The following is a 24,990-nucleotide window of genomic DNA, read 5'->3' as shown; positions in this document are numbered from 1 at the left end:
ATAATGACTTTATTTGCTGAATACGGCCAGGTGCTGTTTGTTCTGGCGTGCGTTTTTGGCTTGTTTATGGCCTGGGGCATTGGCGCCAACGATGTGTCCAATGCAATGGGAACCTCGGTGGGCTCGCGTGCGCTCACCATGAAGCAGGCGATTATTATCGCCATGGTGTTCGAGTTTGCCGGTGCTTATCTCGCCGGTGGTGAAGTAACAGAAACTATCCGCAGCGGTATTGTTGAGCTGGATATCATGTCCAGCCACCCCGACCTGTTTGTCTACGGGATGCTCTCCTCACTGCTGGCGGCGGGCAGTTGGCTGCTAATCGCCAGTATCCTCGGCTGGCCGGTATCCACTACCCACTCGATTGTCGGGGCCATTATTGGCTTCGCCGCCGTGGGTATTTCAGTAGATGCGGTACAGTGGGGCCAGGTATGGGGCATTGTGGGCAGCTGGATAATTACCCCGGTGATTGCCGGCTTTATCTCCTTCTGGATTTTCCGCTCGGTGCAGCACCTTATCCTGGACACCGAAGATCCTTTCGGCAACGCCAAGCGCTACATTCCCTTTTACATGTTTGCAGTGGGCTTTTTCCTGTCCATGGTTACCCTGCTCAAAGGGCTCAAGTATGTGCTCAAGGAGCATCATATTGAGTTCGGTTTCATCCAGGCAGTGGTGATTGCCGCACTCATTGGCATTGCGGTTGCCGGTATAGGTATCTACCTGCTCAGCCGTATCAACCAGGATACGCATGCGGACAAAAGCAATCGGTTTTCCAGCGTGGAGCGTGTATTTGGCGTCCTCATGATTTTTACCGCCTGCTCCATGGCATTTGCCCACGGCTCCAACGATGTGGCCAATGCCGTAGGCCCGGTAGCAGCGGTAATCGCCGTGGTTCAGGCCGGAGCAGTTGAGACCAAAGCCCTGGTGCCGTCCTGGGTATTGCTGCTGGGTGCCACCGGCATTGTTATTGGCCTGGCCACCTACGGCTACAAAGTCATGGTGACCATCGGCAAGAAAATTACCGAACTGACCCCCAGCCGCGGTTTTGCCGCAGAAATGGCCGCCGCCGCCACGGTGGTTATCGCCTCGGGTATTGGCCTGCCCATTTCTACCACCCATACCTTGGTAGGCGCGGTATTGGGCGTCGGCCTGGCGCGCGGTATTGGCGCCCTGAACCTGGGGGTTATCGGCGGCATTTTCGCCTCCTGGGTAATCACCCTACCCGCCGGTGCCGGCCTATCCATTCTCTTCTTTTACTTCTTTAAAGGGCTATTCAGCTAAGGCGCTAGCCTTTGATTGCCCCCAAAGCCCGGCCCGGTTTTCCTCGCCGGGCTTTTTATTTGCCAGAACTTGCTTTTTAATGCCCGATCACCGATAACAACCCGATACAGGCTTTCGCCACAAGGGCATATCACCCCATGACTTTCGATGCTAAGCACTACCGCCAACAACTACGGGATTTGGTAGCTATTCCCTCTGTAAGCTGCGCTGTACCCGAGTGGGACATGCCCAATCGCCCGGTTATCGACTACCTGGCCAACAGCTTTGCCGACATGAACTTCATCACCCGGGTGATGCCATTGGAGCAACCGGGGAAAGCCAACCTCATCGCCACCCTGGGTAAAGGTGAAGGAGGGTTACTACTTGCCGGCCATACAGACACTGTGCCCTATGATGCCAACCGCTGGCAGAGCGACCCGTTCACCCTCACGGAAAAAGACGGCAAACTTTATGGCCTGGGCGCAACAGACATGAAGGGGTTTTTCCCGGTCATTATCGAAGCAGTAAAGCCCTACCTGTATACACGTTTCCGCCACCCACTGATTGTACTGGCCACCGCTGACGAGGAGAGCAGCATGAGCGGTGCACGTGCCCTGGTGCGCGAGGGGATGCAGGGCTCAACACCAGGCTGCGCCATCATCGGTGAACCAACCGGGTTGGTGCCGGTGCGCGCCCACAAAGGCATCATGATGGAAGCTATTCGTGTGCGCGGTAAAAGCGGCCACTCGTCCAACCCGGCCCTGGGCAATAACGCACTGGAGGCCATGCACAATGTAATGGGAGAATTACTGGCCCTGCGCAGTGAATTGCAATTGAAATACCGGGACCCGGGTTTTGCCGTGCAAACACCAACACTCAACCTCGGTTGTATTCACGGCGGTGACGGCGCTAACCGGATCTGTGCTGATTGCGAGCTGCATTTCGATCTGCGCCTGCTACCCGGTATGGAAAATGAAGCCATACGCCAGGCTATCCAACAGCGCCTTACCCCTATTGCAGAGCGCACCGGGACAGATATAGTGCTCTCCTCCCTGTTTGAAGGCGTAGATCCCTTCGCACAGGACAGAACCAGCGACCTGGTGCAAGTTTGCGAGCAACTCACCGGCCACAGTGCCGAAAGCGTTGCCTTTGCCACGGAGGCTCCCTTTATGCAACAGTTGGGTATGCAAACATTGGTGCTAGGTCCCGGCTCTATCAACCAGGCGCACCAGCCCGATGAATTTATTCCGCTCGACCAAATAGAGCCAGCGGTGAAAATTTTGCGCGAACTGATTGAGCGTTACTGTCTATAAGCCATATTCACAACCAGAGAACAAACGTGCCCAATATTTCCCAAGACTACGTTAAATGGTTTCGCCATTCATCGCCCTATATCAATAAGCATCGGGGTAGAACCTTTGTGCTCATGTTGCCGGGCGAGGGAATCAAGCATCCCAACTTCCACAACATCATCCATGACGTAGCCCTGCTGTCCAGCCTCGGGGTACGTTTGGTACTGGTACATGGCGCACGTCCACAAATCGACGAACGCCTGCAGGTCGCAGACACTTACAGCAATTTCCACAAAAACCTGCGCATCACCGATAGCGAAAGCCTGAGCCTGGTTATTCAAGCCATTGGTGAGGCGCGCACAACGGTGGAGGCCGCACTATCCACCGGACTGCCCAATTCCCCCATGCACGGCGCCGACATGCAGGTCATCAGCGGCAACTTTGTGGTCGCCATGCCTTATGGTGTAATCGAAGGCATAGACCTGCAGCACACCGGCAAGGTGCGTCGCATCAACACCCGCGCCCTGCATACGGCGCTCGATTCCGGTGCGGTTGTGCTGTTATCCCCTTGCGGCTATTCACCAACGGGCGAAGTATTCAATCTTTCCTTTAGCGATGTGGCTACACATGTTGCCATTGCTATCAAAGCCGACAAGCTGCTGGCGTTTATAGAAGGTGACGGCGTACTGGACGACGACAGCCATTTAATTCGCCAGTTGTCACTGCAGGAATGCAAACACTATCTGGAAACCTACTACGAAAAACTGGGTGAACATGCCAATCCGGATTTGCAGCAAGCCGTCAGTGCCTGCTATCTGAGTTGCCTGCAAGGCGTACCGCGTGCGCAACTGGTGAGCTATACCACCGACGGTGCCCTGCTCACCGAGCTTTTCACACGCGATGGCCTGGGCACTATGATCTATTCGGGCCATTACGAGCAATTGCGCTCTGCCACTATTGACGATGTTGGCGGTATCCTTGAATTGATTCGTCCGCTGGAGGAGGAGGGCATCCTGGTACGCCGCTCGCGCGAAGTCCTCGAAACCGAGATCAGTAAATTCCATGTCATGGAAAAAGACGGTGCCATCATCGCCTGTGCAGCACTTTATCCCTATGGGGATACGGCTGAACTTTCCTGTGTTGCCACCCATCCGGACTATCGCAAAGGCGGTCGGGCTGCGCTGTTGCTCCAACAAGTTGAACACCAGGCACGCAAGCAAAAAATCAAACAGCTGTTTTTACTCACCACCCAAACAGCACACTGGTTTATTGAGCAGGGTTTTATGCAGGGAAAACTGGACGATTTACCGGTACAGCGGCAATTGCTCTACAACTATCAACGCAATTCAAAAATTTTTATTAAATCTCTTGTTTGACCATGGACATTATTGACCTGCGCAGCGCCCCCGAACACTTACCCACACTGGCGCGCTGGCATCATGAAGAGTGGGGCTATTTAAACCCCGGAGAAACCCTCGCCGATCGCATCGACAAAATGCGGGCCTATCTTGGTGAGGCCACCATCCCGACCCTGTTAATTGCCGTGGAAAACGATAAGGTCCTCGGCTCTGCCGCGTTAATTGCCGCAGACATGGATAACAAACCGGAACTCAGCCCCTGGCTTGCCAATGTCTTTGTGCGCAATGACCAGCGTGGTCGCGGCCTGGGCAGTGCGCTGGTAAAAGCAATTATGGCACTGGCAGCATCCAGCCAATGGCCACACCTTTATCTGTTCACTCCCGATCAAGAAGTCTTTTATAGCAAACTCGGCTGGAAACCCCTCAGCAAAGAGGTATATCGCGATACACCGATCACCATTATGCAACTGGACTGCCTATAGAAGTTCAACATCCAATAAATTCCCTGCTTATAGGTTAATTGCCCTGATCGCGAATCCTACTGCGGCTGCCGGAGGCCATCTGTTATTATAGAAGCCCTCTGTTAGCCGCTATTCCAAGAATCGAGGTCAGTTATGCCGGTTTACCGCTCCAAAACCACGACATCGGGCCGTAATATGGCCGGTGCCCGCGCCCTGTGGCGCGCGACAGGAATGAAGGATGAGGACTTCCAAAAGCCCATCATCGCTGTCGCCAACTCCTTTACCCAATTTGTCCCCGGCCATGTCCACCTGAAAGACCTCGGTCAGCTGGTTGCACGCGAAATTGAAAAAGCTGGCGGCGTCGCCAAAGAATTCAACACCATCGCCGTCGATGACGGTATCGCCATGGGTCACGACGGCATGCTCTACAGCCTGCCCAGCCGCGATATCATCGCCGACTCGGTGGAATACATGGTCAATGCCCACTGTGCCGATGCACTGGTGTGTATTTCCAACTGCGACAAGATCACCCCTGGGATGTTGATGGCCGCCATGCGCCTCAATATTCCAGTTATTTTTGTTTCCGGTGGTCCGATGGAAGCAGGCAAAACCCGTTTGGCAGAACACAAGCTCGATCTGGTTGATGCGATTGTGATTGGTACCGACAAAAATGCCAGTGATGAACAAGTGGAAGCCTATGAGCGTTCAGCCTGCCCTACCTGTGGCTCATGCTCCGGAATGTTCACCGCCAACTCCATGAACTGCCTGACCGAGGCCCTGGGGCTTTCCCTGCCCGGCAATGGTTCACTCCTGGCCACCCACGCCGACCGCGAACAGCTGTTCCTTGAAGCCGGTCGCCGCATCGTAGAAATCACCAAGCGTTATTACGAACAAGATGACGCGAGTGTGTTGCCTCGCGCTATTGCAACCTTCGAAGCCTTCGAAAACGCTATGGCCCTGGACATCGCCATGGGCGGCTCTACCAATACCATCCTGCACCTACTGGCAGCAGCCCAGGAAGGTGGCGTGCCCTTCACTATGACGGATATCGACCGCCTGAGCCGCAAAGTACCCCAGCTGTGCAAAGTTGCCCCCAATACCCAGAAATACCACATGGAAGATGTGCACCGCGCCGGCGGCGTTGTTGGCATTCTGGCAGAGCTAAACCGCGGCGGCCTGTTGCACAACCAGGTTCCCACTGTACACAGCAAAACCCTGCAGGAAGGGCTGGATCAATGGGACATCATCAGCACCGGCTCCGATGCTGTCGCCACCTTCTACCGCGCTGGCCCGGCAGGTATTCCCACCCAGGTTGCCTTTAGCCAGGCAACCCGCTGGCCAACACTGGATGCAGACCGAGTGGAAGGCTGTATCCGCTCGGTTGAACACGCCTATTCCAAAGAAGGTGGATTGGCGGTACTCCGGGGCAATATCGCTCTCGACGGCTGCGTTGTAAAAACCTCTGGTGTAGATGAGAGCATCTGGGTATTTGAAGGTCCCGCCTATGTCGTGGAAAGCCAGGACCAAGCCGTTAAAGATATTCTGGATGGCAAGGTCAAAGCAGGCGATGTGGTAGTGATTCGCTACGAAGGGCCCCGCGGTGGTCCAGGCATGCAGGAAATGCTCTATCCCACCAGCTACCTCAAATCCCAGGGTTTGGGTAAAGCCTGTGCCCTGCTGACAGACGGACGCTTCTCCGGTGGTACATCTGGCCTCTCAATTGGCCATGTATCTCCCGAAGCTGCTGCAGGCGGTGCTATTGGTCTGGTTGAGACAGGCGACATCATCCATATCGACATCCCCAATCGCAGCATTAATGTTAAGTTGAGCAACCAGGAACTGGCTGAGCGCCGTGACGCTATGGCAGCCAAGGGCAATAAAGCCTGGAAGCCGATAGAAGCTCGTCCACGCAAAGTCAGTGCATCGTTGAAAGCTTATGCCATGCTTGCCACCAGTGCGGACAAGGGTGCCGTGCGTGATCTGAGTAAATTGGATTAAGCCAGGCTTGAACTTATACAGCTCAAGGAAGGGCCCTATGATCAACATCCATTATTGATTAAATATGCAGCATTAAATATTTTAATCTTCTGACCAAAACAAAAGGCCGGTATTTCTACCGGCCTTTTGTTTTATAACATGCGATATCCCGTTAAATCAGATACCACGCTTGGCAAGTTCTGCCTTTTCTTTTTCTTTCTCGGCGTAGGTTGCCCATTGATTGGCAACCTTACTACTACGAGCATCTTTTCCCGCTTCTTTGAAGAACTTGATAGCTTCATCATAGTTCTTCATCTCAAGCTCAGCTTGTGCAACGGTAAAATTAGCAAGGTCAACGCGCTTGATACCACCTTTCCGCAGGGCATCACGTCCCCACTTGGATGCATCCTTATAATTATCGTTAGCAAGGTAAGCCCCCGCCAAACCGATAATTAATTCACCGTCAGTAGACTTGGCTGCCGCCTTTTCGTACTCAGTCAAAGAGTTTCTGACATTCTGCGCCAGGCGCCAGGAGTCCGCTAACAACTTCAAGTTCTTGGCGGATGGCTCAACTTTCTTGGTTTCATAAATACCGCGATTAAGCACTTTGGCGGCTTTGTAAGGAACCTCTGCCTCAAGGAACATGTACGCGAGGTTGAGCAAATCTTTCTCGCTCTCAAGTCCATTCAGCAGATAGCAAGCCTCCATCGCAGCAAGGGCATCCTTCTCGCGATTCATCATGCGATAAACCTGAGAAGCCTGTCGCCAGTACTGTGCTTTGGGATAGTGCTTGATCAACTTTTCAAGAACAACCAAACCACTCTTGTAGTCTTCTTTATCAAAATACAAACCGCGCTGCAGCAAATACCAGGATTCAATTGGCACTTTTCCAGTTGCTTCCTGATTTTTAACAGCCTCATTAATATTCAACAGAGAATTGCGGTTATCTTCCAGTTGATAGTAAAGACTGGCGAACATGTATTGCTGTTCAGGTCTTAAAGAGTCAACGTATTCTGTCCACTTTAACAAAAGCTCGAGCGCTTTCCTGGGATTATCCTGAGCAGAATAGAGTTGCCCCAGTGTCAAATAAGTCTGCGCTTCTGTCGCCACAGGCATATTGGGGACAAGAGTCAGCATCTTATTAAAGCTTTCTATTGCCTTGGGATAGTTCTCTGCACCCAAATGAGCATAGCCAGTGTACTGGTTAAGCAACACTTGCTCATAGGCATTCAGATTACCTTTAGCACTCAGTTCACCCAAAATTTGCAAGGCTTTGCGAGGGTCTGGCTGGGCCTTACTTTCCTCTGGTGGCTGTAATGCGTTAGCAGCTTCCTGAATACGCTTACCGAACGCCTCAGAGAGGTTAGGAAACTTGCGCTGCTCATTTGCATGCTTATTTTTAGCCGTTACTTGCGCTTGCACCGCGGATACACTTGCCAGAGCAGATTCAGGAGCGAAATGCTTGGCTACTGTAGATACCACCAAGGGGCTGGCAACCAATAACGCTGCCAGCAATGACTTGTTAAGGGCAAGAGAAACGGCAGGTATAACTTGTCTCATTTCTTTACTCCTTACTTAGCCAACTCATAAGTGAATCGGTTTTTAACACCGGGAACCTCTACTGGTTTGCCGTCAACCACTTTCGGCTTGTACTTGAACTTCAATGCAGCTCTTACAGACGCGCGATTGAATACAGTAGTAGGTTTGCCATCTTTTGTAACACATTCGCCGGGAATCGGCTCCGGATCACGTGTACTACCCGTTTCAGTTACGGTATATACCACCGTACAGAAACCTTCTATGCCACGTGAGAGCGCAGTACTGGGATATTCTGGCGGCACTTTTACAATCGGGAGGTATTCACCCTCACTGAAAGCCAAGGCACCTGCCCCCACTTCAATACCAGTATTCGCTATCGGAACCTGCATATTCAGGGACTCTGCACTAATCTCCGGAGTATCAAACTGAGGCTCCAATATTTCCGGCGGTGGGGCATCCGGCTCCTGGGGTTTCTCTGGCTTTGCGTCTTCGAAACGAGTTTCGATCTTGGTATCCGGCATACGAATATCCGGAATCTTCACAGCGGCCTTGGCTTCCTGAGGCTTCATTTCGTTATTAACCAATTGGTACATAACATAGAGAAGCAACAGAGTGGTTATCAAACCCAAAAGGCCGGACAAACTTACTTTTGCAAAGTTCATAGCTACTATTTCTTCGGCGTAGAGACTGACACATCGGTAACGCCGGCTTCACGCGCAGCGTCAGCAACTTCCAATACGAACTCAATACGTGATGCTGTATCCGCCTGGATAGAAACACCACCCTTGGGGTTGTCTGCGCGCATACGCTCAATTACCTGACGAACACCACGCGGATCAACCTTTTTCTTGTCAATCCAGATTTCATTATCGGCACCGACGGCGACGAGAATAGTCGCGTTCTTTTTGTCATCTGCGGTAGTCGCTTCAGGGCGAGTAACCTCTTTACCAGTTTCCTTAATAAAGGTAGCAGTGACGATGAAGAAGATCAGCATAATGAACACAACGTCCAACATGGGCGTCAAGTCAATTGCCTGAGCTTCTTCGTCTTGTTTAGCATTGTTCCTGCTCATGGGACATCTCTTTATTACAGGTTAAACATTAAGCGACGACTTAATTAATGATCCATGGTCAGATGGTCAGCAAACAGACGATCTTCGCGCTCTGCAACACGAGTCAGGTAAGTATTGGCAAACAGACCCGAAATGGCTGCCACCATGCCTGACATCGTGGGAATTGTTGCACGTGATACACCGCCAGCCATTTGCTTTGCGTCGCCACCGCCTGTTAGAGAAAGCACACTAAACACTTCAATCATACCAGTCACCGTTCCCAACAGCCCCATCAATGGACAGAGTGCGATAAGGGTGGTGATCATATCCATGTTCTGGTTGATCTTTGCTGACATACGGGAAACCATGGCAGCACGGATTTGGTGAGCATTCCAGGATTTGCGCTCTGGGCGCTTTTCCCATGAGGATAATGCTTGCTGAACATCGCCTTTTAGACCGCCTCTGAAATACCAAACTCTTTCAAAAACAAGAGCCCACATTACAAAGGTAAGGGCGGCAATGGCATACATTACCGGACCGCCCTGATCCATAAAGGCTCCAATGGCAGCAAATGCTTCCGTTAAAGCCTGCATGAGTTATCTCCTCTACGCCTTATGACTACGTTCAGAGTTCTCTGCAATGATGCCAGTAGTTTGCTCGTCGAGAACCTGGATAACCGCTTTGGCACGAGTATTTACCAAGGTATGCATCAGTACGACAGGAATAGCCACTACCAGACCTTGCACTGTGGTTACCAATGCCGCGGAGATACCGCCAGCCATGTTTTTGGGGTCGCCAGCACCGAAGATAGTGATTGCCTGGAAGGTTTCGATCATACCGGTTACGGTACCCAACAGACCCAGCAGAGGAGCTACTGCAGCGATAATTTTCAAGATAGCCAGACCGCTTTCGATGGCGGGACGCTCTTTAAGAACTGCCTCTTCCAACTTAAGCTCAAGAGTTTCTGTATCAACCTTGGCATTTTCTTCTGCAACTTTTAATACACGGCCCAATGGGTTATTGGTGCTGGGCTTCTGCGACTTGAGCTGTGCTTTAACTTTACCGGACACGGTAAAGAGTACCAGGATGCGCCAGAAACCAAGCAGCACACCAAAGATACCGATAACAACGATCACATAACCTACAGCACCGCCCTGATCAACACGCTCAAGGAAAGTAGGGGTATCGATCAATGCAGTAAGCAACTGACCACCCGCAGGACCTGTTGGATCCACACCGAAATCAACAGTACCTGATCCGGGAGCAGCGTTTTGCAGCGCTTGAGCACCAGCCAGATGGGCACTTGGCTGACGCGGCAGTTCCTGAACCTTGGAGCCATCAAATGTCAGGTATTTGCCATCAGAAACCAGGTTGTAGGTACCTACGCGAACCACTTCCTGAGAAGTTTGTTCACCACTGGGTTTAATAACATTGGCATTGAATTTTACAACACGACCACTCTCAACCATTTCGCGCTGGATTTCATACCAAAGGCGCTCGATTTCTTCGATGTCTGGCAGCTTGGTACTGCCATTCATTTTCTCAATCAACGCTTCCAGGAAGTCACCGCGATTCGGGTATTGAGCACTGACCAGAGAAGTATCCAATGTCGCGCGCAAATCCCCTGCTGTAGCAGTCAGGTGACCAAACAACTCACGCATAGAGCCAAGACGCTCATTCAGCTGAGCTCTCTTTTGACTCACCAGCAGTTGCTGCTCTGCGTATTTTTTCTCAAGCGCGGCAGAGCGAGCCTCTTCCGCCTGACGCGTTGCTTTGGCCTGAGCCAGCAAATTGGCTTGGTTAGCTTTATCACGAGCAAACTCAGCTTCGCGTTGCTTGTGCTCTGCGGACTCACTGACTTGTGACTTTTTTACCATGTCCAACAGCTGATCAAGCGTTGCTGCTTTTTCTTGCGCCATCGCAAAACTGGATGCCAGCAAACCAGCCGCTGCAGCAAACAGACAGCTTTTTACAAACTTCATTTTCATTGTGCTGCCTCCGGCGCTTGTACACGCATAACCATAATATCTTTTGATGCCTGGTCACGTGCAATACGCAACCCTTTCAGGATACGGCTATTGTATGAGCTATCCAGGGCGATCCACTCTTTGGCAGTCGGATCATAGGCACCGGACTCTTTTGCATCGGTAGTTTGATACATCAGAGAAATACGGCCAACACGCAGAACGTTAACTTCGCGCTCTTGTCCATTGACATTCAACGTATCTTTATAGGCTTCAATAGTCGAACCATATGCAGATTCGATTTTGTAGGCCTCAAGAACCTGGCGGAATTTCTCGGACACGGAGATATCCGCGCGATCCTGGTTGTTACGCAGAGACTGGATACGATCCTTACGCTCTTGTACATCGAAAGGCTTATCAAGGCTTACGAACTGATCCAGGCTATCCAGCATGCGGAAAATAAGCGGCTGAATCTGACGCTCGATGACAGTTACTTTTTCAATTGATTGCTCCAAATCGCTAACAACTTCCAATTGCTTGGCAACTTGTTTTTCCATTTGGGCATTGAATACACGCAGGTCTTCAATCAGCTTGTTTTGTTGTTTGAATTGTTGCGTCAGCTCATCAGTTTCCTGAGCCAAACGATCAATACGTTTTTGAGAATCCTGAGCCAGAGTAGTTTTTGCCTGACCCACCTGAAGCACTGCATCCAGGGTTTGATCTGCCATAGCAACGCTACCCATAAGCGCGCTGGCAGAAAGCACTGTGGACACAGCCACGGCTTTCAATCGCTGATTTTTCATAATCCCCCCAACTCGGGTATTCAATCAATTGAGTTTGTGACAGCAAGCTGCCACGGACACGTTATCCACGTAGCCTCAAGGAGGCAGCTAAGAACTGCGGCATTGTAATAAGCGACATAGCTCACTTCCAATGATTTATCCAAAAGCCTTGTACGTGTGTATTTTGGTATCAAACAGGTAACAAAATTTAAAAAGTAACACGCCTGCCAGTAACACAAATCTATTCTTCACCTAAAAATGAGAGATTTTTTCCCATTTTCAAGAATATTTGGTTATTGACGACTACTTATTAGCCAATCGGTCATAGACAAGAAAACGATGCGGAAGTGCCGCATTTTTTTCACCATCCCGAGAGCTGGCCAATTGCCACTCCCCCTCATCCAAAACCGGGAAGAATGCATCGCCATCCACCTGAACATCGACACGAGTCAGGTAGACACGACTCGCCAGCGGTAGAGCTGAGCGATAAATCTCTGCGCCACCGATAACCATTGCCTCTGGCAGCAAGTCCGGCGAATCTGCTATCAGTTCTTCGGCATGGGCCAATGCCTCTTCCAGGCTACCCGCCAGCTTTACGCCCTCAGTCGCACGCCATAACGGATTGCGCGTTACCACAATATTGGGTCGCCCAGGTAACGGCTTGCCAATGGACTCATAGGTTTTACGACCCATAATCACCGGCTTACCCATGGTGGTGGCTTTGAAGTACTTGAGATCCTGGGGAAGGTGCCATGGCAACTGATTATCACGACCTATAATGCCATTGGCAGCAGCAGCAACTATTAGAGCAACTTGCATGAAACCAGCCTCCGAAATTGCCTAGACTGCTATTGGGGCAGCAATTCGTGGATAAGGCTGGTAACCCTCAAACTCAAAATCTTCCAGTTCGTAATCAAATATCGACGACGGACGACGACGGATAATCAGTCTAGGCAAATTTCTCGGTTCCCGTGTTAATTGTTCGTAAACTATGTCATCGGTGATGTGATTGTTGTAAAGATGGCAATCACCAAAGGTGTGAACAAAATCTCCCACACCCAAATCACATTGTTGCGCAATCATGTGCGTTAGCAGAGCATAGCTGGCAATATTGAAAGGTACACCAAGAAATAAATCCGCACTGCGCTGATAAAGCTGGCAAGATAATTTTCCATCCGCCACATAAAACTGAAATAACGTATGGCAAGCTGCCAACGCCATACGCCCCTGTCGTACATTCTCTTGTGGGCTCAGGGCCTCATCCGGCAAGTCTGCAGGGTTCCAGGCGCTGACGATCAAACGGCGCGAATTGGGCTTGGCCTTAATCTGCTCAATAACCTGGCTGATCTGGTCAATCGTGGAGCCATCCGGACAAGCCCAGCTGCGCCACTGTTTCCCATACACCGGCCCAAGATCACCGCTCTCGGCGGCCCACTCATTCCAGATACTACATCCCCTTTCCTGCAGCCAGGTAACATCCGTGCGACCTTGCAAAAACCACAACAGCTCCACGATGACACTTTTAAGATGAACGGTTTTGGTTGTCACCAAAGGAAAACCACGCGCGAGATCAAAGCGTAACTGGCGCCCAAACACCGAGCGAGTACCTGTGCCTGTGCGGTCACCACGGGTCACACCGTTCTCTACCACATCGCGCATAAGATCCAGATATTGTTTCATTTGTTTCAAAACCTAAAGACGACAGACATTCACACAGGCGGTAATCAGTTTTTACCCGTGCCGGACACCACTTTATCAGGACTATATATATAGGCATAAACCAGCAGCCCTATACCCAGCAAGAACATGGGAATACAGAGCTCTTGCCCACGGGTCATCCACCCCAACAAAACAAACCCCACGCCTTCATCCGGCTCGCGTACGAACTCAACAGAAAAGCGGAAGATGGCATAAAACACCAGGAATACCCCGCACACGGCAGCCCGTGGGCGCGGACGGGAAGAAAACCAGAAAACAATCAAAAACAGCACCAGCCCTTCAAGGAAAGCCTGATAGAGCTGGCTCGGATGCCGCGCGATCCCCGCCGGATCCATCGCCTTGGGAAATACCATAGCCCAGGGTGCATCGCTGACTCGCCCCCAAAGTTCCTGACCAATAAAATTACCCAACCGACCAAACCCCAATCCCAAGGGGACAATAGGCGCAACAAAATCCATCAGCTTAAGGTAGGAAATCTTCAGGCGACGGGCGTAAATCAGCATAGCGACAATGACACCAATCAACCCGCCATGGAAGGACATACCACCTTCCCAAATACGCACTAACCACAAGGGGTCAGCAAGGAATTGATCAAACCCGTAGAAAAAGACATACCCGCAACGCCCCCCAATGATGACGCCGAAAGCACCGTAGGTAATCAGATTTTCAACCTGGGGGACAGTAATCACCGAACCGGGACGCCTTGCGCGATAAACTGCCAATGCCCATGCGCTGGCAAAGGCACACAGGTACATGATGCCATACCAGTGGACATTAAACGGACCAAAGTCCCTGCCCATAAGCTCAAAGCCGGGAATACTGAGGGCAATGGGATTGATATCCGGGTAGCTCAACATAAAACACAACCTATCTGGGGACGGGGTTACCGGCCCGGCACGATATAAAAGAAAGATGACAAATAGGTAACGGAGCTAGCTCGCCTCATCCGTTACTGCTGTGCGCATCAGGCGAGTGACTCCCGCCTCGCGCAAGGCTCGATTGACCCGCGCCTGAATCTGCTCTGCGTAGGCCATTTGCATAACCTCAGCCAATAGTTCCTTTGCCTGGACCAGGGTTATATTGCGAATCACGGATTTCACCTTGGGAAGATTGGTTGCACTCATGGACAACACATCATACCCCATTGCCATCAGCAATATGGCAGCGCCGGGATCGCCCGCCAGCTCGCCACAGATACTCACACTGACCTGCTCGGCATGACCGGCATCAACCACATGCTGAAGCGCCTGCAACACAGCGGGATGGTAAGCCTGGTAAAGTCCCGCCACCTGGACATTGTTGCGATCCACCGCCAATAAATACTGCGTTAGGTCATTACTACCTACCGACAGGAAATCTACTTTTTTGGATAGTTCACGCGCCTGATAAACCGCGGCAGGCACCTCAACCATAGCGCCAATCTGCGGCACTTTTACGCTATAACCCTCTTCGACGAGTTCGCTGTAAACACGATGAATGAGCGCTTTAGAAGCATCGACCTCATGCACATTGGTAATCATTGGCAGGAGTATACGCAGGTTATCAAGCCCCTCACTGGCTTTGATCATCGCACGTATTTGGGACAAGAATATCTCGGGGTGATCCAGGGTGACCCGGATACCCCGCCAACCAAGAAAGGGATTGTCCTCCTCAATTGGAAAATAGGGTAAGGCCTTATCCCCTCCGATATCCAGGGTGCGCATAGTCACCATGTGCGGCGCAAACGCCCCTAGCTGCTCGCGATAAATCGCGCGCTGCTCCTCTTCACTGGGGAAGCGATCGCGCAACAGGAAGGGAACTTCGGTGCGATAGAGGCCAACGCCCTCTGCACCGCGCTCTAGCGAACGAACGACATCCGCCATCAGTCCCGTATTGACAAACAGGGGTAAACGATAATGATCAAGGGTTTCACAAGGCAGATCCTTAAGCGCCTCCAGCCCTTTGACAATCGCTTGCTCTTCCAGCTCGATGGCTTCGTACTGCTTAAGCAGGTTGTCACTCGGGTCGCTATAAACATTGCCCTTATAGCCATCAACAATGACCTGGCGGCCTTCCAACTGGGTAAAGGGCAGGTCTACGGCCCCCATGACCGTAGGAATATCCATGGCACGCGCCAAAATTGCCACATGGGAGTTGCTGGAGCCCAGTACAGACACCAGGCCTACCAATTTTTCCTTGGGGACCTCACCCAACATGGATGCTGTCAGCTCTTCGCCGATCAATACCGTTTTATCCGGATAGATTCGCGTTTTTTGATTGGACTCTTGCAAATACGCCAGCACGCGTCGCCCAAGATCACGCAAGTCGGCAGCGCGCTCACGTAAATAGGGGTCGCTCATGCTGTTGAAGATAGATTCGTGCTCAAGAATCACCTCACTCCAGGCATAAGCAGCTACGGCACCTTTGCGGATACGTTCACTCACTTCTCCCCCTAGAGAGGCATCATCAAGCATCGCTAAATAGGCGTCGAACAGCGCCTGCTCCTCGCGGTTAATGCGCGACTTGAGCTGTGACCCCAAGGACTTGATATCTTCCCGTACAGCTGCCAGCGAACGGTGGAAGAATGCCAGTTCTTCATCAACATCTTTACAGGCCTGATAGGGAACAGAACGCAAATCAGCCAGCGGTGAAATAATCACTGCTTGACCAACAGCCACGCCAGGAGCCCCGGAAACACCGGCAAACTTGGCCTGGGTTGCTTTTTCGCCGGGCGCTACCACGACCCCGGTCGCCTCAGCATGGGCAATGACACCCGCCAGCTGTGCTGACATAGTCACCAGGAACGCTTCTTCACCTTCATCGAAGCGGCGCTGCTCTATCTGCTGTACAACCAGGACACCGAGAACCTTGCGGTGGTGAATGATGGGAACGCCCAGGAAAGAGCTATAGCGCTCTTCACCGGTTTCCGGAAAATATTGATAACTGGGGTGAGCCTCAGCATGTTCGAGGTTAATCGGCTCCTCGCGCACGACTACACGCCCGACAAGTCCTTCACCGGCCGCCAGGCGCACCTGCCCTACCGCGCTGGCGTTGAGGCCATCGGTAGCCATTAACACATAGTCGCCCTGGGCATCGCGCAGGTATACCGAACACACCTGGGTTTTCATCGCCTGTTTTACACGTGTAACAATAATCACCAGCGCGCTTTTCATATCGCGCGCGGCATTAACTTCCTGGACGATGGAACGCAGTGAGTTGAGCATGAATGAGTTCTTTGTTGTTGTCGTCAAATGGCTGTGGAATCAGCCCCTTGAAAGCTCCTTGCGATTACTATTTTCGAGTTGCGCATGTGCCAATGATAATTCCCTGAGCGCACGCCGATAGACATCACGTTTGAAAGCCACCACCTTACCCAGCGGATACCAGTAGCTTACCCAGCGCCAATCATCAAACTCTGCCCGTCCGCCGTTTTCCAGGCACACACGGGCATCATCACTTAATAGACGCAATAAAAACCATTTCTGTTTCTGTCCGACACACAAAGGCAATGAATTATGGCGCACTAACCTGTGAGGAAGCCGATAGCGCAGCCACCCCCGGGTACAGGCCAGGATTTCCACATCCTGCGGATATAACCCTACTTCTTCGTGCAGTTCGCGGTAAAGTGCCTGCTCTGGTGATTCGTGGGCATTAATCCCCCCCTGGGGAAATTGCCAGGCATCCTGACCACCGACTCGCCGCGCCCATAACAACTGCCCCTGATGGTTGGTCAGGATAATGCCCACATTGGGGCGAAAACCGTCAGCATCAATCACGGGACTTATTCCCTACAAATTCAGTAAGTTGTGAAGACATTATGACAATGTTCCACGACCGGGTATTGGCCGCACTATAACAGGATGAGCCAAAGCCGCAACTGCGAATGTACAGATGTTACGCCAACCTTACTCCTTCATTCCCGGCAATTGAGCCGCCCCGCCCATACCGCTATCCTAGCCACCTTTTAGCGAGAGGAGCCCCGCTGTGAACCTAGCCATTTTTGACCTGGACAATACGTTAATCGCCGGAGACAGTGACCACAGCTGGGGACAATTCCTGGTAGAGAGGGGCCTAGTAGACGCCGAACTCTACAAGCGCGCCAACGACCAGTTCTATCAGGACTACAAAAATGCCACCCTGGATATAGACGCTTATTTGAAGTTTTCCCTGAAACCGCTGACTGAGCATAGCCTTGAGCAACTGGCCCAATTGCATAGCGAGTTCATGGCAACCCATATTGCCCCTATGTTACTCCCCAAGGCACAAGCCCTGCTGGGTGAGCATCGCGCCAAGGGCGACTACCTATTGATCATCACCGCCACCAATGGCTTCGTGACTCGCCCGATTGCAACCTATTTAGGGGTGGACGATATTATCGCGACCGATCCGGAGCTGGTCGGGTCTCGCTACACCGGAAACTATGTGGGCACACCCAGCTTCCAGCATGGTAAGGTCCTGCGCCTGCAGGAGTGGTTACAAGCAAAGGATTTCGACTTGGGAGAGGCGTATTTTTACAGCGACTCCATCAACGACTTACCCCTGTTGGAGCAAGTGGGCCACCCTGTCGCCGTAGACCCGGACGAGCGTCTGATAAGTATTGCCCACCAGCGGGAATGGCCGATCATCAGCTTGCGCTGATGATTGCCGTGATTTCTGAGCAGGTTAAGCCAGATAAACCCGGGCAAACACTGCCTTCAGGTAGTCGGTCTCCGGGATAGCCGGGTGAATCGGGTGATCCGGCCCCTGGCCCCCCTGGCCGATAATTTGTACATGTCGATCCAGGTGACGCCCGGAAGCGCGGACAATGTCCAGCAAGGTATCCTTTGCCAGATGCATGGAACAGGATGCAGAAACCAGCAAGCCATCGCGCCCCAGCAAGCGCATTCCCAACTCGTTGATATGCCGGTAGGCGGCCTCACCGGCCTTTTGATCCTTGCGCTTTTTGATAAAGGCAGGCGGATCCAGCACCACCACATCAAAACGCTCCTGATCCGCAATTAACTGTTTGAGTACATCGATAGCCTTACCCTGGATAGCCGCCACTTTGTCGGCAACACCATTCACACTGGCATTCTCCAGGACGGCATCTGTTGCTGCCGTTGAAGCATCCACACAAAAAACTTCCTGTGCCCCTGCGACTGCCGCCTGGACACCCCAGCCGCCAATATAGGAAAAGACATCCAGTACTCGCTTACCCGCCACATACTGCTGCAATTGGGCACGGTTCACACGGTGATCGTAGAACCAACCGGTTTTTTGCCCTCCCTGTACGGGCGCCATAAAGCGCACGCCATTCTCCACCAGTGCTACAACCTCCGGCATCTCGCCATAAGCTACTTCGGTGTATTCTGGCAAATTTTCCAATACGCGCGCGCTGTGTTCATTGCTCAACAAAACACCCGCTGGCTTGATGACCTGTACCAGCGCCTCCACAATAGCGTCCTTTACCTGCTCCATCCCCGCCGAGGCAATCTGTACCACCAAGTAATCGCCAAAACGGTCCACGACCAATCCCGGCAGGAGGTCGGAATCGCCATAGATCAACCGGTAATACGGCTCAGCAAACGCCAACTCGCGCAAGGACAATGCCTGCTTAATACGATGAACCAGGAGGGATTTATCGAGGGGATGTGAAGGATCGCGATTTACCAGACGTCCGCAGATCAGTGCATTGGGGTTCATCAAGGCGATGCCGAGGGGCTTACCCGCATTTGATGTCACCACCACCTGCTGTCCCATCGCAAAGTTTTTTAAGGGTGAACGCTCTGTATCTACTTCGTTACTGTATATCCACAGGTGACCGAGCTTAAGGCGGCGATCCGCCTGGGGTTTCAAGATAAGCGAAGGAAGATTCATAGCCATGGCCTCATGCAAACAACAGGGGCGCGGATTATAGCGATTACAGGACGAGGTGGCTTGCAATGCCTGCCATACCACCGCAATTATCCCAACCGGAAATGCCAAAAGACGCACAAACAGGGTCGAATCACCCGCCAGGCGGTCGTTTTTTAACACCTTGAGGCTTTATCAATTGACGGAGATAGGCTAGCCTAAAACCTTAGGATAAATGCCCGAGACTCAAGACTTTAGGGCAGACTCTTGATCCGGTTTATCACAGTTGTCCACACCCTCTCTTAACAACAGTAGACGACGATGATTGCTTCCCGGTGCTAGCAGCCAGGCAACTTAGGAAATTACCATGCAAATTCAAACAACAACCAAATTGATAAGCGCAGCGCTCTTAAGCCTGCTGATTAGCGCGTGTGGCGGCGGGGATTCGTCGCCGCTGGATGGGTATAAATCCAGTACCGGCAACTCATCCACTGGAAGCGATACAAATACCAGCGGATCAAGCTCCTTCTCCAGTGTCGACTCGGTCACTGCAAGAAAAATAGGCTTTGGCTCAGGTACCAGTTTTGTGAACGGGCAAATCGGCATAGGGATACTTTCAGAAACGCTTTCCGCTGGTGGCTCTACTACGTTAACTGTAAATATTGTCAGCGACACCAATACCTTGGTCACCAGTAATATTGCCGTAAGATTTAACTCTAAATGTGTAGCAGCTGGAGAAGCTGTACTGACTGACCAATTGGGAGTTGCGGCTCAGACTGTCACATCTACCAGCGGTGAAGCAACGATTGTTTACACAGCTAAAGGCTGTGTTGGCCCAGACCTGATAACCGCCACCGCAACGATTGATCAAGTCACAAAAGAGGCACAGACAACCATTAATGTTGAACAGGGTACTGTGGGCAGCATTAAATTTGTTGATGCCACACCAAGCCTCGTAGGCATTGCGGGAACTGGTGGACAGGAGACCTCTGTTGTTCGCTTTCAGGTATTAAGTAACAACAACAATCAAGACCCAATCAAAGATGTAGATGTCGAATTCTCCCTCAGCAACACCACAGGTGGGATCACCCTCTCTACAGCAGCCTCAAAAACTGATCGCCAAGGCTATGCCACTACCACAGTAAAATCGGGAACAGTGCACACCTCCGTCAGGGTCACGGCAAGAACTGGCAGTATTTCAACTCAATCGGATCGACTGGTTATCTCGACAGGTATTCCTGATCAGGATAGTTTTTCATTAGGTGCAACAGTCACCAACCCTGTAGGTTTTGATATTCAGGGAGTTGAGTCCACTATCACCGCAAGACTTGGTGATGCATTTAATAACCCGCCCCCGGAAGGTACCACTATTGCCTTCACGGCAGAAGGTGGGTCTATTGATGACAGCTGCAACACGAATACAGCAGGCGCTTGTACTGTAGTATGGCGCAGTCAAAACCCACAAATTCAACGCGATAGTTCAGATTATTCAGTCAATCGCCTTCTTTGTGTCAACGACTCCGGATTCTCACTTCAAGGTACAGAACTGGCCATATGTCGTAAGGAGCGTGCAGGCAGAACTACTATTTTAGCCACTGCGGTTGGCAACGAGAGCTATATCGATGGTGATGGCAGCGGTCGCTTCGATAACACTCAGCGCGATATTTTCTCAAAAGAAAATAGCAATTGCTCGCTTAATGCCCCTCTCTCAACCTCTCAAATCCCAACTGGCTCAGATCTGGTTCCCTGCGACGACCTTGCCGAAGCTTATCTGGATAAAAATGAAAACGGTATTCGTGATGCCAACGAAGAGTTTATTGACTTTAATAATAATCAGGAATATGACCCCAGCAATGGCATGTATAATGGAATTCTGTGCAGTGAAGAATCAGCCGCGCAGGGTACCTGCAGCAAAGCACAGGTAACCATAAGGCAAGATTTGGTTCTTGTTGTGACTAGCCACAATCTGTTGTTTGACAACACAACTGGCCGCCTTCCTTTTATCGACCAGAATATTTTGGTGCCAGCAGGGGGCTCAGGAGCAACCTGGTTCTGGCTAGCAGATAAAAATGGTAATGGAGTCCCTCAAGGCACTGAGCTCAGCCTTGATACATCTGGCCTGAAAAACGCTACTGCAACCATTTCCCCCAAGGGGCCTTTTACAGCAATGGATGACCCTCAACAGATCAGCATTAGTGTTATAGCAAATGACGAAGGATCTCCCGCTGGCCAAATCGGCGTTAGGGTTTCTATTAAAGCTCCTCAACCTGTTGGTGATATAATTTATGAGCGTACTATTTCGGTAAATCAGCTTAATCTGCAATAATAACAAAGCCCACAAATGTGTATGCCCGCTTGTTAAAATGGCAGGCATACACATAGCAACCGAGTATCAGCTCAACACCAAATTATCCCGATGTATTAATTCATTATCATCGCGATAACCCAATATCTGCTCAATCTGGCTGCTGGGTTTGCCAATAATTTTGGCAGCCTCTTCAGCGTGGTAATTCACTAAGCCACGAGCAACTTCCCTGCCCTGCAGGTCTACGCAAATAACCATATCACCACGGGTAAAGTCACCGCGTACTTCTTTTACACCGACAGGCAATAAGCTTTTGCCCTGCTCACGCACGACACGTACAGCACCATCATCAAGCACCAAGGTGCCGCGGGTTTGCAATTGACCGGATAACCAACGCTTACGGGCAGCCTGGGGTTGTTGTTCAGCCCACAGGAAAGTCCCCAGACTTTCCCCTTCGGCGATGCGCAGTAACGCATTCTCAATCCGGCCACCCACAATAATGGTATCTGCACCAGAGCGAGCCGCCACACGCGCAGCGCGTACTTTGGTAATCATTCCCCCGCGCCCCAACACACCACCGCCACCCGCCATTTGTTCCAGTCGAGGATCAGCCGCAGCAATTTCGTTGAGCAGTTGTGCGCTGGGATTCGAGCGAGGATCGCTGTCGTACATGCCTTTCTGATCAGTGAGGATCACCAATAAATCCGCATCAATCAAATTAGCCACCAGGGCGCCAAGCGTATCGTTATCGCCAAAACGGATTTCATCCGTTACTACGGTGTCGTTTTCATTGATGACCGGCACTACCTGTAAATTCACCAGGGTTTTTAATGTAGAACGCGCATTGAGGTAACGTTGACGCGACGAAAGGTCATCATGGTCAAGCAGCACTTGTGCCGTGAGCAGACCATAGCGCTGGAACTCCACCTCATAGGTTTGCACCAAACTCATCTGCCCAACAGCTGCTGCCGCTTGCAATTGGTGGATTTCTGTCGGGCGAGAACTCCAACCCAAACGACGCATGCCCGCCGCCACCGCACCGGATGACACCAGCACCAGCTCAATACCCCGCTGGCGCAACTCAGCCATTTGCTTTACCCAACCGGCAATAGCGACGGCATCAAGACCTTTGCCATCGTCAGTCAGCAAGGCACTGCCAATTTTTACAACCCAGCGCTTTGCCTGGGGAATAATGTCACGTTTACTCATGAAGCCCTGAGCACTCATTATTTTGGAAAGGATTGTTAATTAATAATTAACGTAAATGACTTCAACATCGTAATCATCTTCGTTGAAGTCGTCATCTTCACCCGCAGCCAGTCGCGCCTGACGGCGAGCTTCGCGCAATTCTTCAATACGTTCACGCGCCTCTGCGGCCATTTGATTTTGCCGCTCCAGCTCCAGCGCGCGCGCATCCGGATTTTCACGCTCTTCTTCCCAGATAGCCTCCAGATGATCCATGATTTTGCCACTCAACTCCGCCGTGCCTTCGTGTTTCAAGGCTGACACACGAAATACCGGGCCGGTCCACTCCAGCTCCTTAACAACCGCCGCACAACGTGCCTCTACCTCATCAATGGGCAGCAGATCAATTTTGTTTAATAACAACCAGCGATCGCGATTGGACAGCGTTGGGCTGAACTTTTGTAACTCATTGGCAATAACGCGCACATTATCCACCGGATTACTGCCATCAACCGGCGCCATATCTACCATGTGTAACAGCAGGCGGCAGCGGGTCAAATGCTTGAGAAAGCGAACCCCCAAACCTGCCCCCTCCGATGCGCCCTCGATCAAGCCGGGGATATCCGCAATCACAAAGCTGCGATGCTGTTGTACTTTCACAACACCCAGGTTGGGTACCAGGGTAGTAAACGGATAATCCGCCACTTTAGGCTTGGCCGAGCTAACGGCACGAATGAAACTGGATTTACCGGCATTGGGCAAACCCAACATCCCCACATCGGCCAATACTTTTAATTCGAGCTTGAGATTGCGCTTTTCGCCTTCGGTACCCGGTGTGGTTTTACGCGGAACGCGATTGGTACTGGATTTAAAGCGGGTGTTACCCAGACCATGAAAGCCGCCCTGGGCGACTTTGAGCCGCTGGCCATGCTCGGTCAAATCACCAAACACCTCTTCGGTATCCATATCAATGACGGTGGTACCCACAGGTACAGGCAGGAGTAAATCGTCACCTTTGGCACCGGTGCAATTCTTGCTGGCCCCCTTCTCACCATCTTCCGCGCGATATTTGGGCTGAAAGCGGTAATCAATGAGAGTGTTGAGGTTTTCATCGGCAACCAGAAATACACTGCCGCCATCACCGCCATCACCGCCATCGGGGCCACCTTTGGCAACAAATTTTTCCTTGCGGAAACTCAGGGCACCATTGCCACCCTTGCCGGCCTCCACAGAAATCGGGGCTTCATCTACAAATTTCACAGCTATCTCCGCAGGGAAAATTTACCAGGATCAATTAAATCTATTTCGTAGAAAAACAAAAGCCCTGGCGCAAGACGACAGGGCTTTTATTGTTGTGTGGCAACTGAATCAGTCCGCCCGGAACTCCGGCGACAATATTAAGCAGGGATAATGCTTACGTATTGACGGCCGAAAGCGCCTTTCACTTCAAACTTAACGCGACCATCTACTTTAGCGTAGATAGTGTGGTCTTTACCCAGACCTGTGTTTTCACCCGCGTGGAACTTGGTACCGCGCTGACGAACGATGATGCTGCCGCCGGAAACCAGCTCGCCGCCGAAGGCTTTAACCCCCAGTCGTTTAGCTTCTGAATCGCGACCGTTACGGGAACTACCAACCCCTTTCTTGTGAGCCATGTTCTACTCCTCGATTAACCGTTGATGGCAGTGATTTTCACTTCGGTGAACCACTGACGATGACCTTGACGCTTCAAGTGATGCTTACGACGACGGAACTTGATGATTTTCACCTTGTCCGCACGACCGTGGCTAACCACTTCCGCAGTCACGGTAGCGCCATCCACAACAGGAGCACCGATCTTGATGTCGGCGCCATTGGCAACCAGGTAAACCTTGTTGAATTCAACAGTACCACCGGTGGCGAATTCGATTTTTTCGAGTTTGAGGGTTTCACCCACAACTACGCGATGCTGTTTGCCACCGCTTTCAAAAATTGCGTATGCGCTCATTTAGCGTTGCTCCAATACACACTTGGACGACACGAAGTAGCCCGGCGACATGCCTGGACGTTTGTGACTAGCGTCGTATACCCGATTTACAGGGGCGGCGATTGTATGCCAGGGCCCTGCAAAGTACAAGCCGACGATGATTAAAACCTGACCAGCGCACAGGCTCGGCCCCAAATAATCCAGGTGAAAGTTACAGTAACACAATCGATTCCAATGGTATCAAACCATTAAAATCCACGAAAATTAGCAAAATAAGCGATTAATAAGACGAATTCTGCACAAAAAATTCACTTGCAATCCAC

Annotated in this window: 23 protein-coding genes; 7 read left to right on the top strand and 16 right to left on the bottom strand. The window is 51.4% G+C overall.

Features of this window, described 5'->3' with window-relative positions; translation table 11 throughout:
* Nucleotides 1–3: 3 nt before the first annotated feature.
* From CJA_RS02360 to ilvD, 5 genes are all read left to right on the top strand, one after another.
* Entirely contained in the window at nucleotides 4–1,278 is a 1,275-nt protein-coding gene (locus CJA_RS02360; RefSeq protein WP_012486161.1) for an inorganic phosphate transporter, read from the top strand.
* A gap of 137 nt (nucleotides 1,279–1,415) precedes the next feature.
* Nucleotides 1,416–2,570, top strand: coding sequence for an acetylornithine deacetylase (argE, locus tag CJA_RS02355; protein ID WP_012486160.1), 1,155 nt, complete (start codon nucleotides 1,416–1,418; stop codon nucleotides 2,568–2,570).
* Nucleotides 2,571–2,596: 26 nt separating this feature from the next.
* Nucleotides 2,597–3,925 carry an amino-acid N-acetyltransferase gene (argA, locus tag CJA_RS02350; protein WP_012486159.1) on the top strand — a complete coding sequence of 443 codons (1,329 nt, stop codon included), beginning with the start codon at nucleotides 2,597–2,599 and terminating at the stop codon, nucleotides 3,923–3,925.
* A gap of 2 nt (nucleotides 3,926–3,927) precedes the next feature.
* Entirely contained in the window at nucleotides 3,928–4,389 is a 462-nt protein-coding gene (locus CJA_RS02345; protein ID WP_041550945.1) for a GNAT family N-acetyltransferase, read from the top strand.
* A 132-nt stretch (nucleotides 4,390–4,521) separates the two neighbouring features.
* Nucleotides 4,522–6,366, top strand: coding sequence for a dihydroxy-acid dehydratase (ilvD, locus tag CJA_RS02340; protein ID WP_012486157.1), 1,845 nt, complete (start codon nucleotides 4,522–4,524; stop codon nucleotides 6,364–6,366).
* A 156-nt stretch (nucleotides 6,367–6,522) separates the two neighbouring features.
* Here the strand turns inward: ilvD and CJA_RS02335 are convergent, their stop codons facing one another.
* The 11 genes from CJA_RS02335 to CJA_RS02285 form a co-directional block, all read right to left on the bottom strand.
* Nucleotides 6,523–7,905, bottom strand: coding sequence for a tetratricopeptide repeat protein (locus tag CJA_RS02335; RefSeq protein ID WP_012486156.1), 1,383 nt, complete (start codon nucleotides 7,903–7,905; stop codon nucleotides 6,523–6,525).
* An 11-nt stretch (nucleotides 7,906–7,916) separates the two neighbouring features.
* Nucleotides 7,917–8,546: an energy transducer TonB gene (locus tag CJA_RS02330; RefSeq protein WP_012486155.1), complete on the bottom strand. Its 630-nt coding sequence runs from the start codon at nucleotides 8,544–8,546 to the stop codon at nucleotides 7,917–7,919.
* Between the two features lie 5 nt (nucleotides 8,547–8,551).
* Entirely contained in the window at nucleotides 8,552–8,956 is a 405-nt protein-coding gene (locus CJA_RS02325) for an ExbD/TolR family protein (protein ID WP_012486154.1), read from the bottom strand.
* Between the two features lie 44 nt (nucleotides 8,957–9,000).
* Nucleotides 9,001–9,528 carry a MotA/TolQ/ExbB proton channel family protein gene (locus tag CJA_RS02320; RefSeq protein WP_012486153.1) on the bottom strand — a complete coding sequence of 176 codons (528 nt, stop codon included), beginning with the start codon at nucleotides 9,526–9,528 and terminating at the stop codon, nucleotides 9,001–9,003.
* A 12-nt stretch (nucleotides 9,529–9,540) separates the two neighbouring features.
* The gene (locus CJA_RS02315) at nucleotides 9,541–10,923 is read right to left on the bottom strand and encodes a MotA/TolQ/ExbB proton channel family protein (protein ID WP_012486152.1); all 1,383 of its coding nucleotides are present in this window, start codon (nucleotides 10,921–10,923) and stop codon (nucleotides 9,541–9,543) included.
* Nucleotides 10,920–11,702 (bottom strand): DUF3450 domain-containing protein, encoded by a 783-nt coding sequence (locus CJA_RS02310; RefSeq protein WP_041550943.1) that lies wholly within the window; start codon nucleotides 11,700–11,702, stop codon nucleotides 10,920–10,922. Before CJA_RS02310 ends, CJA_RS02315 begins: the two co-directional genes overlap by 4 nt.
* 282 nt (nucleotides 11,703–11,984) lie before the next feature.
* Nucleotides 11,985–12,500, bottom strand: a complete 516-nt coding sequence (locus CJA_RS02305; RefSeq protein ID WP_012486149.1) for a dihydrofolate reductase — start codon at nucleotides 12,498–12,500, stop codon at nucleotides 11,985–11,987.
* 21 nt (nucleotides 12,501–12,521) lie between these two features.
* Nucleotides 12,522–13,361 carry a thymidylate synthase gene (locus tag CJA_RS02300; RefSeq protein ID WP_041550941.1) on the bottom strand — a complete coding sequence of 280 codons (840 nt, stop codon included), beginning with the start codon at nucleotides 13,359–13,361 and terminating at the stop codon, nucleotides 12,522–12,524.
* A 44-nt stretch (nucleotides 13,362–13,405) separates the two neighbouring features.
* Nucleotides 13,406–14,257 carry a prolipoprotein diacylglyceryl transferase gene (lgt, locus tag CJA_RS02295; RefSeq protein ID WP_041550939.1) on the bottom strand — a complete coding sequence of 284 codons (852 nt, stop codon included), beginning with the start codon at nucleotides 14,255–14,257 and terminating at the stop codon, nucleotides 13,406–13,408.
* A gap of 75 nt (nucleotides 14,258–14,332) precedes the next feature.
* On the bottom strand, nucleotides 14,333–16,603 hold the full coding sequence (ptsP, locus tag CJA_RS02290; protein ID WP_012486146.1) for a phosphoenolpyruvate--protein phosphotransferase: 2,271 nt from the start codon (nucleotides 16,601–16,603) through the stop codon (nucleotides 14,333–14,335).
* A 39-nt stretch (nucleotides 16,604–16,642) separates the two neighbouring features.
* Complete coding sequence (locus CJA_RS02285; protein ID WP_012486145.1) at nucleotides 16,643–17,155, bottom strand: RNA pyrophosphohydrolase; 513 nt, start codon at nucleotides 17,153–17,155, stop codon at nucleotides 16,643–16,645.
* A 208-nt stretch (nucleotides 17,156–17,363) separates the two neighbouring features.
* Between CJA_RS02285 and CJA_RS02280 the strand changes: the two genes are divergently transcribed.
* Nucleotides 17,364–18,017 (top strand): histidinol-phosphatase, encoded by a 654-nt coding sequence (locus CJA_RS02280; RefSeq protein ID WP_012486144.1) that lies wholly within the window; start codon nucleotides 17,364–17,366, stop codon nucleotides 18,015–18,017.
* 24 nt (nucleotides 18,018–18,041) lie between these two features.
* Here the strand turns inward: CJA_RS02280 and CJA_RS02275 are convergent, their stop codons facing one another.
* Complete coding sequence (locus CJA_RS02275; protein ID WP_041551915.1) at nucleotides 18,042–19,235, bottom strand: class I SAM-dependent rRNA methyltransferase; 1,194 nt, start codon at nucleotides 19,233–19,235, stop codon at nucleotides 18,042–18,044.
* Nucleotides 19,236–19,578: 343 nt separating this feature from the next.
* Between CJA_RS02275 and CJA_RS02270 the strand changes: the two genes are divergently transcribed.
* Nucleotides 19,579–21,537, top strand: a complete 1,959-nt coding sequence (locus CJA_RS02270) for an Ig-like domain-containing protein (protein WP_012486142.1) — start codon at nucleotides 19,579–19,581, stop codon at nucleotides 21,535–21,537.
* A 66-nt stretch (nucleotides 21,538–21,603) separates the two neighbouring features.
* Here CJA_RS02270 and proB read toward each other — a convergent pair whose 3' ends face one another.
* From proB to rplU, 4 genes are all read right to left on the bottom strand, one after another.
* A complete protein-coding gene (gene proB / locus CJA_RS02265) occupies nucleotides 21,604–22,725 on the bottom strand; it encodes a glutamate 5-kinase (RefSeq protein WP_041550937.1) in 1,122 nt (373 codons plus the stop codon).
* Nucleotides 22,726–22,764: 39 nt separating this feature from the next.
* Nucleotides 22,765–23,961: an Obg family GTPase CgtA gene (cgtA, locus tag CJA_RS02260; protein ID WP_012486140.1), complete on the bottom strand. Its 1,197-nt coding sequence runs from the start codon at nucleotides 23,959–23,961 to the stop codon at nucleotides 22,765–22,767.
* A gap of 137 nt (nucleotides 23,962–24,098) precedes the next feature.
* Complete coding sequence (rpmA, locus tag CJA_RS02255; RefSeq protein WP_012486139.1) at nucleotides 24,099–24,356, bottom strand: 50S ribosomal protein L27; 258 nt, start codon at nucleotides 24,354–24,356, stop codon at nucleotides 24,099–24,101.
* A gap of 14 nt (nucleotides 24,357–24,370) precedes the next feature.
* A complete protein-coding gene (gene rplU, locus CJA_RS02250; protein WP_012486138.1) occupies nucleotides 24,371–24,688 on the bottom strand; it encodes a 50S ribosomal protein L21 in 318 nt (105 codons plus the stop codon).
* Between the last annotated feature and the right edge of the window lie 302 nt (nucleotides 24,689–24,990).

The organism is Cellvibrio japonicus Ueda107, assembly GCF_000019225.1.
Classification (GTDB): Bacteria; Pseudomonadota; Gammaproteobacteria; order Pseudomonadales; family Cellvibrionaceae; genus Cellvibrio; species Cellvibrio japonicus.
The sequence above is the reverse complement of the archived record's forward strand: the minus strand, read 5'-3'. Positions and strand labels throughout refer to the sequence as shown.

What these genes read in the sequence shown, in the direction of transcription:
- CJA_RS02345 (WP_041550945.1), top strand. Translation starts at nt 3,928, where the DNA reads ATGGACATTATTGACCTGCGCAGCGCCCCCGAACACTTACCCACACTG.
- CJA_RS02275 (WP_041551915.1), bottom strand. Translation starts at nt 19,235, where the DNA reads ATGAATCTTCCTTCGCTTATCTTGAAACCCCAGGCGGATCGCCGCCTT.
- proB (WP_041550937.1), bottom strand. Translation starts at nt 22,725, where the DNA reads ATGAGTAAACGTGACATTATTCCCCAGGCAAAGCGCTGGGTTGTAAAA.
- lgt (WP_041550939.1), bottom strand. Translation starts at nt 14,257, where the DNA reads ATGTTGAGCTACCCGGATATCAATCCCATTGCCCTCAGTATTCCCGGC.
- CJA_RS02335 (WP_012486156.1), bottom strand. Translation starts at nt 7,905, where the DNA reads ATGAGACAAGTTATACCTGCCGTTTCTCTTGCCCTTAACAAGTCATTG.
- CJA_RS02360 (WP_012486161.1), top strand. Translation starts at nt 4, where the DNA reads ATGACTTTATTTGCTGAATACGGCCAGGTGCTGTTTGTTCTGGCGTGC.
- CJA_RS02300 (WP_041550941.1), bottom strand. Translation starts at nt 13,361, where the DNA reads ATGAAACAATATCTGGATCTTATGCGCGATGTGGTAGAGAACGGTGTG.
- rplU (WP_012486138.1), bottom strand. Translation starts at nt 24,688, where the DNA reads ATGAGCGCATACGCAATTTTTGAAAGCGGTGGCAAACAGCATCGCGTA.
- CJA_RS02270 (WP_012486142.1), top strand. Translation starts at nt 19,579, where the DNA reads ATGCAAATTCAAACAACAACCAAATTGATAAGCGCAGCGCTCTTAAGC.
- CJA_RS02330 (WP_012486155.1), bottom strand. Translation starts at nt 8,546, where the DNA reads ATGAACTTTGCAAAAGTAAGTTTGTCCGGCCTTTTGGGTTTGATAACC.
- argE (WP_012486160.1), top strand. Translation starts at nt 1,416, where the DNA reads ATGACTTTCGATGCTAAGCACTACCGCCAACAACTACGGGATTTGGTA.
- CJA_RS02305 (WP_012486149.1), bottom strand. Translation starts at nt 12,500, where the DNA reads ATGCAAGTTGCTCTAATAGTTGCTGCTGCTGCCAATGGCATTATAGGT.
- CJA_RS02310 (WP_041550943.1), bottom strand. Translation starts at nt 11,702, where the DNA reads ATGAAAAATCAGCGATTGAAAGCCGTGGCTGTGTCCACAGTGCTTTCT.
- CJA_RS02315 (WP_012486152.1), bottom strand. Translation starts at nt 10,923, where the DNA reads ATGAAAATGAAGTTTGTAAAAAGCTGTCTGTTTGCTGCAGCGGCTGGT.
- ptsP (WP_012486146.1), bottom strand. Translation starts at nt 16,603, where the DNA reads ATGCTCAACTCACTGCGTTCCATCGTCCAGGAAGTTAATGCCGCGCGC.
- CJA_RS02325 (WP_012486154.1), bottom strand. Translation starts at nt 8,956, where the DNA reads ATGAGCAGGAACAATGCTAAACAAGACGAAGAAGCTCAGGCAATTGAC.
- ilvD (WP_012486157.1), top strand. Translation starts at nt 4,522, where the DNA reads ATGCCGGTTTACCGCTCCAAAACCACGACATCGGGCCGTAATATGGCC.
- CJA_RS02320 (WP_012486153.1), bottom strand. Translation starts at nt 9,528, where the DNA reads ATGCAGGCTTTAACGGAAGCATTTGCTGCCATTGGAGCCTTTATGGAT.
- rpmA (WP_012486139.1), bottom strand. Translation starts at nt 24,356, where the DNA reads ATGGCTCACAAGAAAGGGGTTGGTAGTTCCCGTAACGGTCGCGATTCA.